This window comes from Pedococcus cremeus (assembly GCF_900111375.1).
Lineage (GTDB): Bacteria > Actinomycetota > Actinomycetes > Actinomycetales > Dermatophilaceae > Pedococcus_A > Pedococcus_A cremeus.
The window spans coordinates 173376-188943 of sequence record NZ_FOHB01000001.1; the positions used below are offsets into that span (position 1 = coordinate 173376).

The window sequence follows — 15568 nt, forward strand, 5'->3', positions numbered from 1 at the left end:
GGCTGCGTGGTGCCCGATCCTGCGACGGTGAAACATGCCCCGGCGATCACCCATCTCACGAACACCCCGACCAGAGGCCGATTTCCGTGCTCAGGGAGAAGCGGTTCTCGGAGAACCGGAATAGAAGCGCTTCTCCCGGGTAGGCACTTCGCATGCGAGTCCTGGGAGTCAACGCACTGTTCCACGACCCGTCGGCCGCCCTGGTTGTCGACGGGCAGGTCGTGGCCGCCGCCGAGGAGGAGCGCTTCAGCAGGCGCAAGCACGGCAAGCGACCCGTGCCGTTCGCGGCGTGGGAGCTGCCGGAGCAGGCGATGCGCTGGTGCCTGTCGGAGGCCGGCCTGCGACCGCAGGACCTCGACGCGGTCGGCTACTCCTTCGACCCCGCCCTGGCCAAACCCGCCGAGGACATGGGGCTCGACGACCCCTGGGACCACCTGCGACGGGTCTACGCCGAGTCGGCCCCCGGCTTCCTGACGACCGCGCTGCCGGGCCTGGACAGTGAGCAGGTGCGTTTCGTGCCGCACCACGTCGCCCACGCCGCCTCTGCCGCGCTGGCCGCCCCGGTCGACACCGACGAGCGCGCCACGAGCGTGCTGGTGCTCGACGGCCGCGGTGAGCAGGCCTCGCACCTCGCCGGTCGCTACCGTGGCGGCCGTCTGGAAGTGCTTGCGGCACAGGCACTCCCGGACTCCCTCGGGCTGCTCTACGAGTCGCTCACCGAGCACCTGGGGTTCCTGCGCTCCAGCGACGAGTTCAAGGTCATGGCGCTGGCGTCCTACGGCGAGCCGGCGCACCTCGAGCAGCTCCGCGAGACGATCCGCGTGACCGGTGACGGCGGGTTCACCGCCCCCATCCCCGACTGGTCGACGTTCGCGCCCCGGCGCTCCGGTGGCGAGAACGACTGGCCCAAGGAGTACGCCGACCTCGCGTGCTCGGTGCAGGCGCGCCTGGAGGAGGTGCTGGTCGAGCTGGCTCGTTGGCTGCACGAGCAGACCGGCGACCGTCACCTCACCATGGCGGGCGGCACAGCGCTGAACTGCGTTGCGAACAGCCGCATCTGGCGCGAGACGCCCTTCGAGCACGTGTGGGTGCAGCCCGCTGCCGGGGACGCCGGCACCGCGTTGGGAGCCGCGCTCCAGCTGAGCGCCGACGGCGGCGAGCTGGCCGAGCCGATGACCACCGCTGGCCTCGGTCGCCAGTGGAGCGACGACGACCTCGCCGCCTGGCTGCGCCGGGCCGCAGTGCCGTTCACGACTCCGGACGACCTGGCCGGCGAGGTGGCCGACGTGCTGGCCGCCGACGGCGTGGTCGCGTGGTTCGACGGCCGCAGCGAGTTCGGTCCGAGGGCACTCGGGCACCGCTCGCTCATGGCCCACCCCGGTCGGGCCGAGAACCTCGAGCGCCTCAACGACGTCAAGGGCCGCGAGCAGTTCCGTCCCGTCGCACCGATGGTGCTCGCCGAACGCGCCGCCGAGATCTTCCTCGACGGACCGCTGCCCAGCCCGTACATGCTGTTCGTCCACCGGGTGGCACCGCAGTGGCGCGAGCGGATCCCCGCCGTCGTGCACGTCGACGGCACGGCCCGCATCCAGACCATCGACGACGCGGCGACGCCGAACGTGGCGGCGCTGCTGCGCGCGTTCGAGGCCCGCACCGGCCTGCCGGTGGTGGTGAACACCAGTCTCAACACGGCCGGGCGGCCGATGGTCGACGACCCACGGGACGCGCTCGAGCTGTTCGGGTCCGCCCCCGTCGACGTGCTCGTCGTCGGGCCGCACCTGGTGCGGCGCGCCGAGTTCTTCGGGGGCCGCCGGTGACGGCCGCACCCGGGCGCTCGGAGGCGTATGCCGTCGTGGTGCCGACCGTGGGACGGCCGAGCCTCGACGTGCTGCTGAGCTCGCTGGTGTCACACCCCGGCCCGTTGCCCGACGAGGTCGTCGTCGTCGACGACCGGCGCGACCCGGTGCCGCCGCTGGACCCCTCCAGCGCCCTGATCGGTCGCGTCCCGGTGCGCGTGGTGCAGGGCTGGGGTCGCGGTCCTGCTGCCGCGCGCAACCTCGGCTGGCGGCTGGTGTCGGCGCCGTGGGTCGCCTTCCTCGACGACGACGTGGTGCTCCCCGAGGGCTGGACGGAGGGGCTGCAGGCCGACCTCCGCGCGGCTGGACCGGAGGTCGGGGCGACCCAGGGCCGCCTCGTGGTCCCGCTCCCCCGCGACCGCCGCCCCACCGACTGGGAGCGCTCCACAGCGGGGCTCGAGACGGCCCGGTGGGCCACCGCAGACATGGCCTACCGCCGCGAGTGCCTCCTGGCGGTCGACGGCTTCGACGAGCGCTTCCCGCGGGCCTACCGTGAGGACGCCGACCTCGCCCTGCGCGCCCGGCGTGCCGGTTGGCAGCTGGTGCGCGGCGGCCGCACGGCGGTGCACCCCGTCCGCCCCGCCGACGACGGCATCAGCCTGCGGGTGCAGCGTGGCAACGCCGACGACGCGCTCATGCGTCGCCTGCACGGGCGACACTGGCGGACCCTCGCCGAGACCGGGAGGGGCCGACTGCCGTGGCACCTCGCGACCGCCACCGCTGCCGTCCTGGCCGCTGCGGGTGCCGCCGCCTCCAGCCGACGGCCGGGCCGGCTCGTAACGGCCACGTCCGCCATCGGGTGGGGCGCCCTCACCGCGGAGTTCGCCTGGCGCCGCATCGCATCGGGCCCACGGGACCGCGACGAGGTGGTGCGGATGCTGTGGACCAGCGCGGCGATCCCCCCAGCGGCCGTGTGGCACCGGGCGCGCGGCTGGTGGCTCCACCGCCGTGCCGAGGCCTGGCCGCCCCGTGTCAGGGCCGTCCTCTTCGACCGTGACGGCACCCTCGTCCACGACGTGCCCTACAACGGAGACCCCGAGCAGGTGCGGCCCGTCGAGGGAGCTGCCGACTCGGTGGCCCGGCTGCGCGCCCACGGCCTGCGCGTCGGGGTGGTGAGCAACCAGTCGGGGGTCGCCCGGGGGCTGCTCACCACCGACCAGGTGGGAGCCGTCAACGCCGAGGTCGACGGCCGGGTCGGGCCGTTCGACACGTGGCAGGTCTGCCCCCACGGCCCCGAGGACGGCTGCGGATGCCGCAAGCCCCGACCGGGCCTGGTGCGGGCCGCCGCCCGTGCGTTGGGCGTGCGCCCCGAGGAGTGCGTGGTGGTCGGTGACATCGGCGCCGACGTCGAAGCGGCGCGGGCCGCCGGCGCACGCAGCGTCCTGGTGCCCAACGGCAGCACGCGCGCGCAGGAGGTGGCGGACGCCCCGCTCGTGGCCACCGACCTCGCGGAGGCGGTCGACCTCATCGTCGGAGGCGGCCGTGGCTGACCGCCCACCCACGACCCTCGCGGTGCGCCTCGACAGCGACGGCGACGTGCTGCTCACCGGTCCCGCCCTCCGGGCCCTCGCCGCCGGCAGCCGACGCCTCGACCTGTTGGCCTCACCGGCCGGGCACGCCGCGGCGGAGCTGCTGCCCGGCGTCGACGAGGTGCTCCTGGTCGACCCGCCGTGGTCGGGCTACCAGCCGCCGCCGGTCGACCCGGATGCGCTGGAGTGGCTGCTCCACCTGCTGCGGCAGCGCGCCTACGACCTCGTGGTCGTCTTCACCTCGTTCCACCAGAGCGCGCTGCCGGTGGCCCTGCTCGCCAAGTGGGCAGGCGTGCCACGGGTGGTGGCGGCGAGCGAGGACTACCCCGGGTCGCTGCTCGACGTCCGGGTGCGGCGGATGCCGGGTGGGGCGCCTGACGACGGTGGTCCGAGCGGTGGCCACGAGGTGGAGGCCGCCCTCGCCGTCACCGAGGCCGCGGGATTCGCGCTGCCCCCCGGCGACGACGGCCGGCTCCGGATCCGCCCCGTGCCTCCTCGGGGGCCGGATCTTCCCGGCCCGTACGTCGTGCTGCACCCGGCCGCCTCGGTGCCCAGCCGCTCGATGCCGCTCGACCACGCGGCGGCGGTCGCCGCCGCGCTGCAGGACGCCGGCTGGCACGTCGTGGTCACCGGTGGACCCGGGCAGGAGGAGGTCGGTCGACACGTCACCCCTCCGGCCGGGCACGACCTCACGGGGCGCACCAGCCTCGCCGAGCTGGCCTCGGTGCTGGCGGGCGCCTCGTGCGTCGTGGTGGGCAACACGGGCCCCGCCCACCTGGCCGCCGCGGTGGGCACCCCTGTCGTCAGCCTGTTCTCGCCTGTCGTGCCGGCCGAGCGCTGGGCGCCCTGGGGCGTCCCCCACGTGCTGCTCGGCGACCAGGGCGCCGCGTGCCGGCTCAGCCGCTCCCGCGAGTGCCCCGTGCCCGGTCACCCCTGCATCGCAGGTGTGTCCCCGCGCGAGGTGACCGTCGCGGTGGGCCGGCTGACCGGCATACCGGCGGTGCCCGTGCCCGCGCCGGCCCCCGCGGTGGGAGGTGCGCGGTGAGGGTCCTCATCTGGCACGTGCACGGGTCCTGGGCGACCAGCTTCGTCGCGGGCGAGCACGAGTACGTCATCCCCGTCACCGACGACCGCGGACCCGACGGGCGCGGCCGGGCGCAGTCGTGGGACTGGCCGCAGGGCGCCGTCGAGGTGCCGTTGGAGCGGCTGGCCGAGCAGGACATCGACGTCGTGGTGCTCCAGCGACCCCACGAGGCCGCGCTCGTGCGACGGTGGGCCGGGCTGCGCGTGGGCGTCGACGTGCCTGCCGTCTACGTCGAGCACAACGCCCCCACCGAGCACGCCGTGCGCAGCGTGCACCCGGTCGTCGAGCAGCCCGAGCTCGCCGGCTTGCCGGTCGTGCACGTGACGCGCTTCAACCAGATGGCCTGGGACTGTGGTGACGCGTCCACCGAGGTAGTCGACCACGGCATCCACGACCCCGGTCCGCTCTACACCGGCGAGGACGCCAGCGTCGCCGTGGCGGTGAACGAGCCGGTGCGCCGCTGGCGGGTCGCCGGCACCGACCTCGTCATCGACCTCGGGCGGCACCTTCCGGTGCACGTCTACGGCATGGGCACCGACCAGCTGCCCGACGTCGCGCGGGCGCGCGGCGTCGTCGGGTTCGAGGACCGGGTGCACGACCTGCCGCAGCACGAGCTGCACCAGGCCATGGCGCGGCACCGCGCCTACTTCCACCCCTACCGGTGGACCAGCCTCGGCCTGTCGCTCCTCGAGGCCATGACGCTTGGTATGCCGGTGCTGGCCCTCTCGACGACGGAGGCACCGGAGGCGGTGCCCCCCGAGGCGGGGCTGGTCACCAACGACGTCTCGGCGCTGCGCCGCACGGCGCACCGCTGGCTGGCGGACCCGGCCGAGGCGCGCGAGCGCGGCCTCGCCGCTCGCGAGCACGCACTCCAGCACTACGGCCTGAACCGGTTCCTGACCGACTGGGACCGCATCCTCAAGGAGGTGGCAGCACGATGAAGATCGCGATGATCTCCGAGCACGCGAGCCCGCTTGCGGCCCTGGGCGGGGTCGACGCAGGTGGACAGAACGTCCACGTCGACGCCCTCGCGCGCGGGCTGGCGCGGCTCGGACACGAGGTCGACGTCTACACGCGGCGTGACGACCCCCACCTCCCCGAGCGGGTGCCGCTCGAGAAGGGCGCCACCGTCGTGCACGTGCCCGTGGGGCCGGACCACCCGGTGCCCAAGGACGACCTCTTCCCGCTCATGGACGACTTCGCCGACTGGGTCGAGCTGGACTGGGCGCGGCGGGGCGACCCGGCCGTCGTGCACGCGCACTTCTGGATGTCGGGGCTGGCCGCACTGCGTGCCGGACGGGCGCGCGGCGTGCCCGTGGTGCAGACGTTCCACGCGCTCGGCAGCGTCAAGCGCCGGTTCCAGGGAGCGGCCGACACCAGCCCGACCGAACGAGTCGGCTTGGAGCGCAGGCTTGCTCGCGATGTCGACCTCGTGATCGCGACGTGCGCCGACGAGGTCGCCGAGCTGGAGCGCATGCACAGCGGGACCGACCACGTGCGGGTCATCCCGTGCGGCGTCGACACGGTGCACTTCACTCCCCACGGGCCGACGGACACCGGGCCGACGGGCTCGACGGAGCGGCCACGCCTGCTCCTGGTGGGGCGCATGGTGGAGCGCAAGGGCTTCGACGTCGCCATCCGGGCCCTGGCCGACCTCCCGGGCGTGGAGCTCGTCATCGCGGGCGGACCGCCCGTCGAGTCGCTGGACGACGACCCCGAGGCCCGCCGCCTGCGCGCGGTCGCGGAGGAGGTCGGTGTCGCGGACCGGGTGATCATGACAGGGCAGCTCGCCCACGAGGACATGCCGGCCGTCTACCGCTCGGCCGACGTCGTGCTCGCCACGCCGTGGTACGAGCCGTTCGGCATCACGCCGCTCGAGGCGGCAGCGGCAGGACGCCCCCTCGTGGGCAGCGCGGTCGGCGGGCTGCTGGACTCGGTGGCCGACGGGGTCACCGGACGGCTCGTCCCGCCGCGCGACGTGCCTGCGCTGGTCCGTGGCGTGCGCGAGCTGCTCGACGACCCGGAGAAGGGCCGCCGCTGGGGCGCCGCCGCCCGCGCCCGGGCCGTGACGCACTTCGACTGGGGCGTGGTCACCGCCCAGACCGAGCGCGCGCTGCTCGAGGTCGCGCGACGACGTGACGACGGCGCCGACACGGTCGACACCACGGCGGCCTGGCTCGACGCGCACGCCCGGGAGTTCCAGGACGGCATGGCCTCGCTGATGGGCCAGAGCGACGTCGTCCGGTCCTGGGGAGAGCAGCTGGCCACCTGCCTCGTCGGCGGCGCCCGGCTCCTCGCCGCCGGCAACGGCGGCAGCGCCGCCGAGGCGCAGCACCTCACGGCCGAGCTGGTCGGACGCTTCTGCGGCGAGCGTCGCCCGCTGTCGGCGATCTCGCTGTGCGCGGAGAGCTCCAGCGTGACGGCGATCCTCAACGACTACGGGCCCGACGAGGTCTTCGCCCGTCAGGTGGAGGCCCACGGCCGCGCCGGCGACGTGCTCGTCGTGCTCTCCACCAGCGGCACGAGCAGCAACGTCGTGCACGCGGCCAAGCGCGGCCACGAGGTGGGGATGCGGGTCTGGGCCCTGACCGGACCGGCCCCCAACCCCTTGGCATCCATCGCCGACGAGGCGCTCACCATCAGCGCCGGTTCGACCGCCGCGGTGCAGGAGGTGCAGCTCGTGGCGGTGCACGCCATCTGCGCGGCGCTCGACGCCGCGCTGCGGGCCCGTGGCCGGCTCCACGCCCCGACCTCGGAGGTGGTGACCGCGTGACCGCCGAGCGCAGCATCGTGGTCGTCGGCGACGCCGTGCTCGACCGCGACGTGGTGGGCCGCACCGAGCGCATCTGCCCCGACGCCCCGGTTCCGGTGCTCGATGTCGAGGCGGCGACGAGCGGTCCGGGTGGTGCCGGGCTGGCGGCCCTGCTGTGCCGGGCGCCCGGCACCGCGGTGACGTTGGTGACGCCGCTCGGCGACGACGAGCCGGGCCACGAGCTGCGGACCGCCCTCGAGGCCGCCGGCGTCTCGGTCGTGCCGCTGCGGCAGGCTGGCCCGACCCGGCGCAAGACGCGGGTGCGCAGCCTCGGCCAGTCGCTGCTCCGCATCGACGACGGAGGCCCGGGCACGCCCCTCGGACCGCTTCCAGCCGAGGCGCTCACCGCCATCGACGAGGCCGACGTCGTGCTGGTGTCCTGCTACGGCGCCGGCACCACCGCGCACCAGCAGCTGCGCGAACACCTGACTGCGCGGGCCACGGGCCGCCCCGTGCTCTGGGACCCCCACCCGCGCGGTGGGGCGCCGGTGCCCGGCTGCACCTTGGTCAGCCCCAACCTTGCCGAGGCGCGGGCCGAGACCGGTATGCCGGACGGTTCCGGCGACCAGGTCGCGCGCCGCCTGCGCGAGCACTGGTCCGCCGCCGCCGTCTGCGTGACGGCCGGTGCCTCCGGCGCCTGGCTGGCAGCCTCGGCCGGCGAGCCGGTGTACGTGCCCGCGGTGCCTGCCGAGGGCGATCCCTGCGGAGCGGGTGACCGGTTCATCGCCGCAGCGGCCAACGCCGTCGCCCACGGCCGCACCACCAGCGAGGCGGTCGCGGCAGCGGTCGAGAGCGCGAGCGCCTTCGTCGCAGCGGGCGGCGCCTCGGGGTTCCGCCGTCGACACGAGCAGCCCAACCCGTCGCCGGCGGGGGCTCGCGAGACCGGCGCCGTCGCCGCAGGCGCCGAGGGCGCTGTCGTCGACCGGGTGCGCGCCACCGGGGGCTCAGTGGTCGCCACCGGAGGCTGCTTCGACATCCTGCACGCCGGACACGTCAGCTGCCTCGAGGCGGCCCGCAGCCTCGGCGACGCCCTGGTGGTGCTGCTCAACTCCGACGCGTCGGTGCGCCGGCTCAAGGGCCCCGGACGGCCCGTGCAGCCGGCGGCCGACCGGGCCAGGGTCTTGCAGGGCCTCTCCTGCGTCGACGCCGTCCTGGTGTTCGACGAGGACACCCCCGAGCGGGCGCTCGCCGAGCTGCGACCGGACGTGTGGGTCAAGGGCGGCGACTACGAAGGGGCCGAGCTCGCCGAGGCCGAGCTGGTCCGCGGCTGGGGCGGTCGCGTGGTGCTCCTGCCCTACCTGTCGGGCCGCTCCACCACCGCGATCCTCGCCGACGTCCGCTGAGGTCCGCTGACGGCGTTTGACCTCCCCGACAACCGAAGACAACCAAAGACAACCGAGTCCCCCACCAGACCGAGGAGAACCACATGACCCGCGAACGCGACCTGGGAGTCGTCTACGTCACCGGCGGTGCCAGCGGCCTGGGAGCCGCCGTCGTCGAGGCCGTCGCCAAGGCCGGCGGAACACCGGCGGTGATCGACATCGCGCCACCGCCGGACGAGGGCGTGGCCCACGCCATGGCCGACCTGTCGGACTCGTCCGCCGCCGAGGCGGCGGTCGCCGACCTGGTGAGCCGGGTGGGCCCGCCGCAGGCCGTCGTCACGGCCGCCGGCACCGACGCCTGCGGCCCGTTGGCCGAGATCGACACGCAGACGTGGGAACGCGTCGTGCGCGTCAACCTCTTCGGCACCGCCGCTGTCGTGCGCGCCTGCCTGCCGCACCTCGAGGAGGTGCGCGGCACCGTCGTCACGGTCGCCTCCACGCTGGGGCTGCGCCCGGCCGGCGACGCCACGGCATACTGCGCCTCGAAGTTCGGCGTCGTCGGCTTCACCCGCGCGCTGGCCATGGAGCTGGCCGGCCGGGTCGGGGTGACCCTGCTCGTGCCCGGCGGGATGCGCACACACTTCTTCGACGGCCGCACCGAGCAGTACAAGCCTGGGCCCGACGCCGAGCTGAACGACCCCGCCGACGTGGCCCAGACCGTGCTCATGGCCCTGCGCCAGCCGGTCGGGTGTGAGGTGCGCGAGATGGTCGTCGCGACCTCCACGGAGCCGTCGTGGCCGTAGGAACCGCTGCGTGACAACGGTTCTCGCACTCAGGGCACTGGGACTCGGTGACGCACTGACCGGCATACCGGCCCTGCGGGGCCTGCGTCGCGCGCACCCGGACGCCCGGCTGGTGCTGGCCGCACCGGCCGGGGTCGGGGGCTTCCTCGCGTCGTTCGGCATCGCCGACGAGGTGCTCGACACCGCCGGCCTGCAGCCGTTGCGCTGGACCGGCGAGCCTCCCGACGTCGCGGTCAACCTGCACGGCCGCGGTCCGCAGAGCCAGCGGCTGCTCCAGCAGGTGCGGCCTCGCCGCACGGTCGCCTTCGCGTGCCCGGAGGCCGGCCACCGCGACGGGCCGCCCTGGCCGATCCACGCGCACGAGGTGGACCGCTGGTGCGGCCTCGTCCAATGGGCCGGCGGCGACTGCTCGCCCGACGACCTCCGCCTCCCCGGCCGTCGCGAGGAGTCGCACGTGGTGCTGCACCCCGGTGCGGCGTCCGGCTCCCGCCGGTGGCCCGTGGACCGGTGGGCCGCCGTCGCAGCCGGCCTCGCGGGCCGGGGTCGCGAGGTGGTGGTCACCGGGGTGCCGGCGGAGGCCGACCTGTGCGCCCGCGTCGCGGCCGCCCACCCGGGAGTGCGCAACGCGTGTGGCGCCTCGTCCCTCGCGGAGCTCGCCGACCTGGTCGCCTCTGCCGCGCTGGTGCTGTGCGGAGACACCGGGATCGCCCACGTCGCAACGGCATTCGGCACGCCGTCCGTGCTCCTGTTCGGCCCCGTGTCACCGGACCACTGGGGACCGCGCATCGACGCCGACCGTCACCGGGTGCTCTGGCACCCCCACGTCGGTGACCCCGCCGGTGACCCGCACGCGGACCGGACCGACCTGCGGCTGGTGCGCGTGCAGGTCGACGAGGTGCTCGCCGCCGCGGAGGCACAGCTCGCGGTCGCTTCGGTGGGCTGAGCCCACCTCAGCCGCCGTCGGCGGGGCGCAGTGCCCCTTGCGGTCAGCTCGCCTCGAGCTCCACGGTCCTGAACCAGCCGACCGTGCGCTCCAGGCCCTGTTCCCACTCCACCGCGGGCTGCCATCCCAGCAGCTGCTGCGCGCGCGTCGTGTCGGGCCGGCGGACCTTGGGGTCGTCGACGGGCAGGTCGACCAGCTTGATCTCGGAGCCGGACTCCGTTGCGGCGACGACGTCCTCGGCGATCTGCAGAACCGACATCTCGTCGGGGTTGCCGATGTTGACCGGCCCGGGGTCGCTCGTGGCGGCGAACGCCAGGATGCCTGCCACGAGGTCGTCGACGTAGCAGACCGACCGCGTCTGCGAGCCGTCGCCGGCCACGGTGATCGGCTGCTGCAGCAGCGCCTGGCGGATGAAGGTGGGGATGGCGCGGCCGTCGTAGGGCCGCATGCGGGGGCCGTAGGTGTTGAAGATCCGCACGATGCCCGTGTCGACGCCCTCGCTCTCGCGGTAGGCGGTGGTGAGGGCCTCGCCGTAGCGCTTGCCCTCGTCGTAGACGCCGCGCGGGCCGATGGGGTTCACGTGGCCCCAGTAGTCCTCGGACTGCGGGTGCACCTGCGGATCGCCGTAGACCTCGGAGGTCGAGGCGAGGATGAGGCGAGCGCCCTTCTCCTTGGCGATGCCGAGGGCGTGCCACGTGCCGATGGAGCCCACCTTCAGCGTGTGGATCGGCAGCTTGAGGTAGTCGACGGGCGATGCGGGAGAGGCGAAGTGCAGCACCAGGTCGACGTCGCCGGGCACGTGCACGAAGTCGGTGAGGTCACAGGGCACGACGCGGAACGCCTTGTGGTGCATGAGGTGCGCGACGTTGTCCGGGCTACCCGTGAGGAAGTTGTCGAGGCAAACCACCTCGTCGCCCCGCGCGAGCAGTGCCTCGCAGAGATGGCTGCCCAGGAATCCCGCTCCTCCGGTGACCACAGCGCGCACGTCCGTCCTCCTCGGTGTCGACGTATCCCTGCCACGTAGCGACTACCCGGTGGAGGGCGGTGCAAACCCGGCACCGCAGCGCCGCCGCGCCGATCTGCCCGTCCCTACCGGGCGAGGTGCTCGTCCAGCACCGGCTGCACGAGCCGGGCGGCCTTCGTCGGCTGGACCTGCACGACGCGGTACTCGGCGACCCCGCCGCGGACGAACGGGTCCTGAGCGACGACCGCCTCCATCGACGAGCGGTCCTCGCAGGCCGCGAGGATGAAACCGCCCTCGCGCGGAACCTGCCGCCCCGACATCAGGAACGTGCCCTCGGCGTAGAACCGCTCCAGGAAGCGGACGTGGTCCTCCAACAGGGCGTCGACCTCGGGAAGCGGCGCGACGTAGTCCACGATCAGCGCGAACAGCTCGCGCCCACCCCGCTGTGCATCCGTCATCTGGCTCCTCCGTGTCGGGCTCCTCGGGTCCTTGCCGACCGACGACCCCGGGTGAGCATGCCACCACCCACCCGCCGGCCGGGGCGCGGCGCGGCCACGCGGCATACGGTGGAGCACATGGCCAACCGTCTCTCGGCGTCCACCTCCCCCTACCTGCTCCAGCACGCGGGGAACCCGGTCGACTGGTGGGAGTGGTGCCCGGAGGCGTTCGAGGAGGCCCGTCGCCGCGACGTGCCCGTCCTGCTCTCGGTGGGGTATGCCGCGTGCCACTGGTGCCACGTCATGGCCCACGAGTCGTTCGAGGACGAGGACGTCGCGCAGGCGCTGAACCGCGACTTCGTGTCGGTGAAGGTCGACCGTGAGGAGCGGCCCGACATCGACGCGGTCTACATGCAGGCGACCACCGCGCTGACCGGGCACGGCGGCTGGCCGATGACCTGCTTCCTCACCCCCGACGGCGAGCCGTTCTTCTGCGGCACCTACTTCCCGCGCGACCACTTCCTCCAGCTGTTGCAGGCGGTGCACGACACCTGGCGCACCCAGCGCGACCGGGTGCTCGAGACCAGCGGCTCCATCGTCGCCCGCCTGCAGGAGGTCGGTGGGGCCCTGCCTGCCCGCCCGGTCGGCGAGGACGTGCTCGCCGGCGCGGTGGCCCGGTTGCTCGGGCAGTTCGACGACGAGCGCGGCGGGTTCGGCGGCGCGCCGAAGTTCCCTCCGTCGATGGTGCTCGAGTTCCTGCTTCGTCACCACGGCCGCACCGGCTCGCGCGACGCGCTCTACATGGCGGAGCGCACCTGTGAGGCGATGGCGCGGGGCGGCATGTACGACCAGCTCGGTGGAGGGTTCGCCCGCTACTCCGTCGACGCCGACTGGGTGGTGCCGCACTTCGAGAAGATGCTCTACGACAACGCCCAGCTGCTGCGGGTCTACGCCCACCTGCACCGGTCCACCGGTTCCGCGCTCGCGCGCCGGGTGGCGCTCGAGACGGCGGATTTCATGCTGCGCGACCTGGGCACCGAGCAGGGCGCCTTCGCCTCGGCCCTCGACGCCGACACCGAGGGGGTGGAGGGCCTGACCTACGCGTGGACGCCCGACCAGCTCGTCGAGGTGCTCGGCCCCGACGACGGCCCCCGGGCCGCGGACCTGCTGGGTGTCACCGGGCACGGCACCTTCGAGCACGGCAGCTCGACGCTGCAGCTGCGCCGTGACCCCGACGACGCGCAGTGGTGGCACGAGGTCCGCGAGCGCCTGTTCGAGGCCCGGCAGCAGCGTCCGCAGCCGGCGCGCGACGACAAGGTGGTGACCTCGTGGAACGGCCTGGCCATCGCCGGCCTCAGCGACGCCGGGGTGCTGCTCGATGAGCACCGTCTCGTGGAGGCTGCGGCTCGGTGCGCCGAGCACGTGCTCGGGTCGCACCTCGTCGACGACCGGCTGCGCCGGGCCTCCCGCGGCGGCCGGGTCGGGGCGGCTGCGGGGGTGCTCGACGACTACGGCAACCTCGCCGAGGGCCTGCTCGCCCTCCACCAGGCGACGGGCGAGCCACGCTGGCTGGAGGCGGCCGGGCGCCTGCTCGAGGTGGCGCAGGAGCGGTTCGGCGACGCCAGCGGCAGCTTCCACGACACCGCCGACGACGCCGAGACCCTCTTCACCCGTCCCCGCGGTCAGGGAGACAACGCCGAGCCGTCCGGGCAGTCGGCCGTGGCCGGCGCCCTCCTCACGTACGCCGCCCTCACCGGCAGCAGTGAGCACCGTCGTGCCGCCGACGCCGCTCTGGCCGCCTCGGGCCTGCTCGCCGCGCGCGACCCGCGCTTCGCGGGCTGGACCCTCGCGGCCGCCGAGGCGGCGGCCGCCGGTCCGCTCCAGGTGGCCGTGGTCCACGACGCGGCACAGGGGAAGGCGGCACAGGAGGATGCGGCGCAGCGCTTGCTCGACCTCACCCGGCGTTCCCTCTCGCCGGGGCTCGTGCTCGCCCACGGCGAGCCGGACGCCCCCGGCGTCCCCCTGCTCGAGGGCCGGCCGCTCGTCGGCGGCCACCCGACGGCATACGTCTGCCGCGGCTTCGTGTGCGACGCCCCGGTGACCGAGCCGCAGGCGCTGGGGGCGGCGCTGGCCCGGGCGGCCGTCACCTCCTAAGGGCAGGAGCCGGAAGGCGCGGAGCCGACCGGCCGACCGGGGGCCCGGAGACGAACCGGCGGCCAGGAACGAACCGGCGGCCAGGAACGGAGCCGCCAAGCCCCTAGACGGCGACGAGGTCGGAGACCTGCTCCCACGTCCAGTGCGGGCTCACGCCCGGGCAGTCGAGCAGGTAGTCGACGAGGTGCTCGTCGGGGTGCTCGTGGGTCTCCCGCAGGCCCTGAGCCACCATCGCGAGGTACGCCTCCGACGGCGGGTTGTGCGGCAGGTCGGCGTCGTCCGGGCTGGTGAAGGTCAGCACCGGGTGGCCCTCGAGGTCACCGAGGAGGTGCAGCGACTCGTAGCGTCCCGGCCCGAGACTGTGCTTCCGCTCCTCGAGCACGGTGCTGAGGTCGAGGTCCTCCCCCGGGTCGCGATGCATCTCCTGGGCCGCCACGTCGGCGAACTGCCCCTCGGTGATGAGGTAGGCCCGCGCCAGCGCCCCGCCGGTCGACGACGCGTCGTAGAACGCCACGCCGCCGTCCCACGTCGGGGAGTGCCAGCCGAAGAAGACCTGGCCGGGCAGCTCGATCGGCGCGTCGCCGAGGGGGTGGCTCTGGTCGCGGGCGCCGGGGTAGGTGCGGGTGGCACCCTGCGGGCGGCCGCCCCTCAGGTAGCAGAGGAAGCGGTCGCGGGCGAGGTTCGAGCCGTAGCTGGCGTACCAGACATGCATCGCTCCCCACTGTGCCAAATGATCAGGGGGTAGTTCCAGCTGACCATGGACATCTGGCCCGTCCGGGCCATGATTTCGTCCTATAGGACGAGGCCGACGAGCTCCGGTCGAGCTCACGTCGAGCTCACGGTCCAGTTCCTGGTCGAGGTCAGAGGACGAGGCAACGGTATGCCGGTGCGGCGCCTTCCAGCGCCGCCCGCCCCTGCTCGGGGTCGACGAAGAGCGCCGTCGCCCAGACGTCGGCCCACAGCAGCGAGGGGCCGGTCACGGTGGCCGAGCCCGCTCGGTCGACCGGTGAACCGGTGCGCGGGTCGACGATGTGGGCGCCCCGGGCGGCCGAACCCGAGGTGGCCACCGCACCCACCGTGAGCTCGACGGTGGCGGCGACGAGGCTGCGGTCGCGCGGGTCCTCGATGCCGACCCGCCACGCCTCGAGGTCGCCGGCGTCGCGGCCGGCCCCCGCGATGATGTCGCCACCGGCGTTGACGCAGAAGGAGATGCGCGGCACGAGGGCCAGGTGCCGGGCCGCACCCTCGACCGCCCAGCCCTTCACGAGCCCGGTCGGGTCCCAGACGTCCGCCCCGCCGTCGGGGGCGGGCAGCGTCGCCCGGAACAGGCCGCCGGTGCGCTGCTCGGCCTCGCTGCACAGCGCCCGCACCTCACCGACCCACGGGTGGGCGTCGGCCTCGGAGAGCTCGCCCCGGCGCATCCGCATGAGGTCGCTGTCGTCGCGCCAGGCGCTGAAGACGCGGTCGACCCGCCGCAGGTGCGCGAACGCCTGCGCCACCGCGGTCTCCACCTCGCCGACCGGCGCGCGCTCGGTGCCACGGACGTGGATCGAGATCGGCAGGCCCATGACCTGCTCGACCCACACCCGCCGGGGCGGTCGCTCCGCGTCAGCGTTCATCGTGGCCTGCCCGGCCGTGGAGGTTTCGGGAGTGGTCACCACGGC

General features: G+C 74.4%; 13 protein-coding genes. 9 read left to right on the forward strand and 4 right to left on the reverse strand.

The window, feature by feature from the left end:
• Window positions 1–152: 152 nt before the first annotated feature.
• From BMW78_RS00760 to BMW78_RS00795, 8 genes are all read left to right on the forward strand, one after another.
• On the forward strand, window positions 153–1817 hold the full coding sequence (locus BMW78_RS00760; RefSeq protein WP_091755479.1) for a carbamoyltransferase family protein: 1665 nt from the start codon (window positions 153–155) through the stop codon (window positions 1815–1817).
• The gene (locus tag BMW78_RS21345) at window positions 1814–3346 is read left to right on the forward strand and encodes an HAD-IIIA family hydrolase (RefSeq protein WP_091755481.1); all 1533 of its coding nucleotides are present in this window, start codon (window positions 1814–1816) and stop codon (window positions 3344–3346) included. The genes BMW78_RS00760 and BMW78_RS21345 overlap by 4 nt, the downstream gene beginning before the upstream one ends.
• Window positions 3339–4430, forward strand: coding sequence for a glycosyltransferase family 9 protein (locus BMW78_RS00770; RefSeq protein ID WP_091755483.1), 1092 nt, complete (start codon window positions 3339–3341; stop codon window positions 4428–4430). Before BMW78_RS21345 ends, BMW78_RS00770 begins: the two co-directional genes overlap by 8 nt.
• Window positions 4427–5410 carry a glycosyltransferase gene (locus BMW78_RS00775; RefSeq protein ID WP_091755484.1) on the forward strand — a complete coding sequence of 328 codons (984 nt, stop codon included), beginning with the start codon at window positions 4427–4429 and terminating at the stop codon, window positions 5408–5410. The genes BMW78_RS00770 and BMW78_RS00775 overlap by 4 nt, the downstream gene beginning before the upstream one ends.
• Window positions 5407–7242 carry a glycosyltransferase gene (locus tag BMW78_RS21350; protein ID WP_091755486.1) on the forward strand — a complete coding sequence of 612 codons (1836 nt, stop codon included), beginning with the start codon at window positions 5407–5409 and terminating at the stop codon, window positions 7240–7242. The genes BMW78_RS00775 and BMW78_RS21350 overlap by 4 nt, the downstream gene beginning before the upstream one ends.
• Window positions 7239–8624, forward strand: a complete 1386-nt coding sequence (gene rfaE2 / locus BMW78_RS00785) for a D-glycero-beta-D-manno-heptose 1-phosphate adenylyltransferase (RefSeq protein ID WP_091755488.1) — start codon at window positions 7239–7241, stop codon at window positions 8622–8624. Before BMW78_RS21350 ends, rfaE2 begins: the two co-directional genes overlap by 4 nt.
• Window positions 8625–8707: 83 nt before the next feature.
• Window positions 8708–9406, forward strand: coding sequence for an SDR family oxidoreductase (locus BMW78_RS00790; RefSeq protein WP_091755490.1), 699 nt, complete (start codon window positions 8708–8710; stop codon window positions 9404–9406).
• 10 nt (window positions 9407–9416) lie between these two features.
• Complete coding sequence (locus tag BMW78_RS00795) at window positions 9417–10349, forward strand: glycosyltransferase family 9 protein (RefSeq protein WP_091755492.1); 933 nt, start codon at window positions 9417–9419, stop codon at window positions 10347–10349.
• Between the two features lie 43 nt (window positions 10350–10392).
• On the opposite strand, the gene BMW78_RS00800 is transcribed toward BMW78_RS00795, so the two are convergent.
• Window positions 10393–11334, reverse strand: coding sequence for a UDP-glucuronic acid decarboxylase family protein (locus BMW78_RS00800; RefSeq protein ID WP_091755494.1), 942 nt, complete (start codon window positions 11332–11334; stop codon window positions 10393–10395).
• Window positions 11335–11438: 104 nt separating this feature from the next.
• On the reverse strand, window positions 11439–11771 hold the full coding sequence (locus BMW78_RS00805) for a YciI family protein (RefSeq protein ID WP_091755496.1): 333 nt from the start codon (window positions 11769–11771) through the stop codon (window positions 11439–11441).
• Window positions 11772–11888: 117 nt separating this feature from the next.
• Between BMW78_RS00805 and BMW78_RS00810 the strand changes: the two genes are divergently transcribed.
• The gene (locus BMW78_RS00810; RefSeq protein WP_091755498.1) at window positions 11889–13904 is read left to right on the forward strand and encodes a thioredoxin domain-containing protein; all 2016 of its coding nucleotides are present in this window, start codon (window positions 11889–11891) and stop codon (window positions 13902–13904) included.
• A gap of 103 nt (window positions 13905–14007) precedes the next feature.
• Here BMW78_RS00810 and BMW78_RS00815 read toward each other — a convergent pair whose 3' ends face one another.
• Together BMW78_RS00815 and BMW78_RS00820 are read right to left on the reverse strand one after the other, a co-directional pair.
• On the reverse strand, window positions 14008–14616 hold the full coding sequence (locus BMW78_RS00815; protein WP_091755500.1) for a histone deacetylase: 609 nt from the start codon (window positions 14614–14616) through the stop codon (window positions 14008–14010).
• A 148-nt stretch (window positions 14617–14764) separates the two neighbouring features.
• A complete protein-coding gene (locus BMW78_RS00820) occupies window positions 14765–15562 on the reverse strand; it encodes an FAD:protein FMN transferase (RefSeq protein WP_245735590.1) in 798 nt (265 codons plus the stop codon).
• Between the last annotated feature and the right edge of the window lie 6 nt (window positions 15563–15568).

Coding starts and splice junctions, on each gene's coding strand:
- BMW78_RS00815 (WP_091755500.1), bottom strand. CDS start 14,616: ATGCATGTCTGGTACGCCAGCTACGGCTCGAACCTCGCCCGCGACCGC.
- BMW78_RS21350 (WP_091755486.1), top strand. CDS start 5,407: ATGAAGATCGCGATGATCTCCGAGCACGCGAGCCCGCTTGCGGCCCTG.
- BMW78_RS00790 (WP_091755490.1), top strand. CDS start 8,708: ATGACCCGCGAACGCGACCTGGGAGTCGTCTACGTCACCGGCGGTGCC.
- BMW78_RS00805 (WP_091755496.1), bottom strand. CDS start 11,771: ATGACGGATGCACAGCGGGGTGGGCGCGAGCTGTTCGCGCTGATCGTG.
- BMW78_RS00810 (WP_091755498.1), top strand. CDS start 11,889: ATGGCCAACCGTCTCTCGGCGTCCACCTCCCCCTACCTGCTCCAGCAC.
- BMW78_RS00760 (WP_091755479.1), top strand. CDS start 153: ATGCGAGTCCTGGGAGTCAACGCACTGTTCCACGACCCGTCGGCCGCC.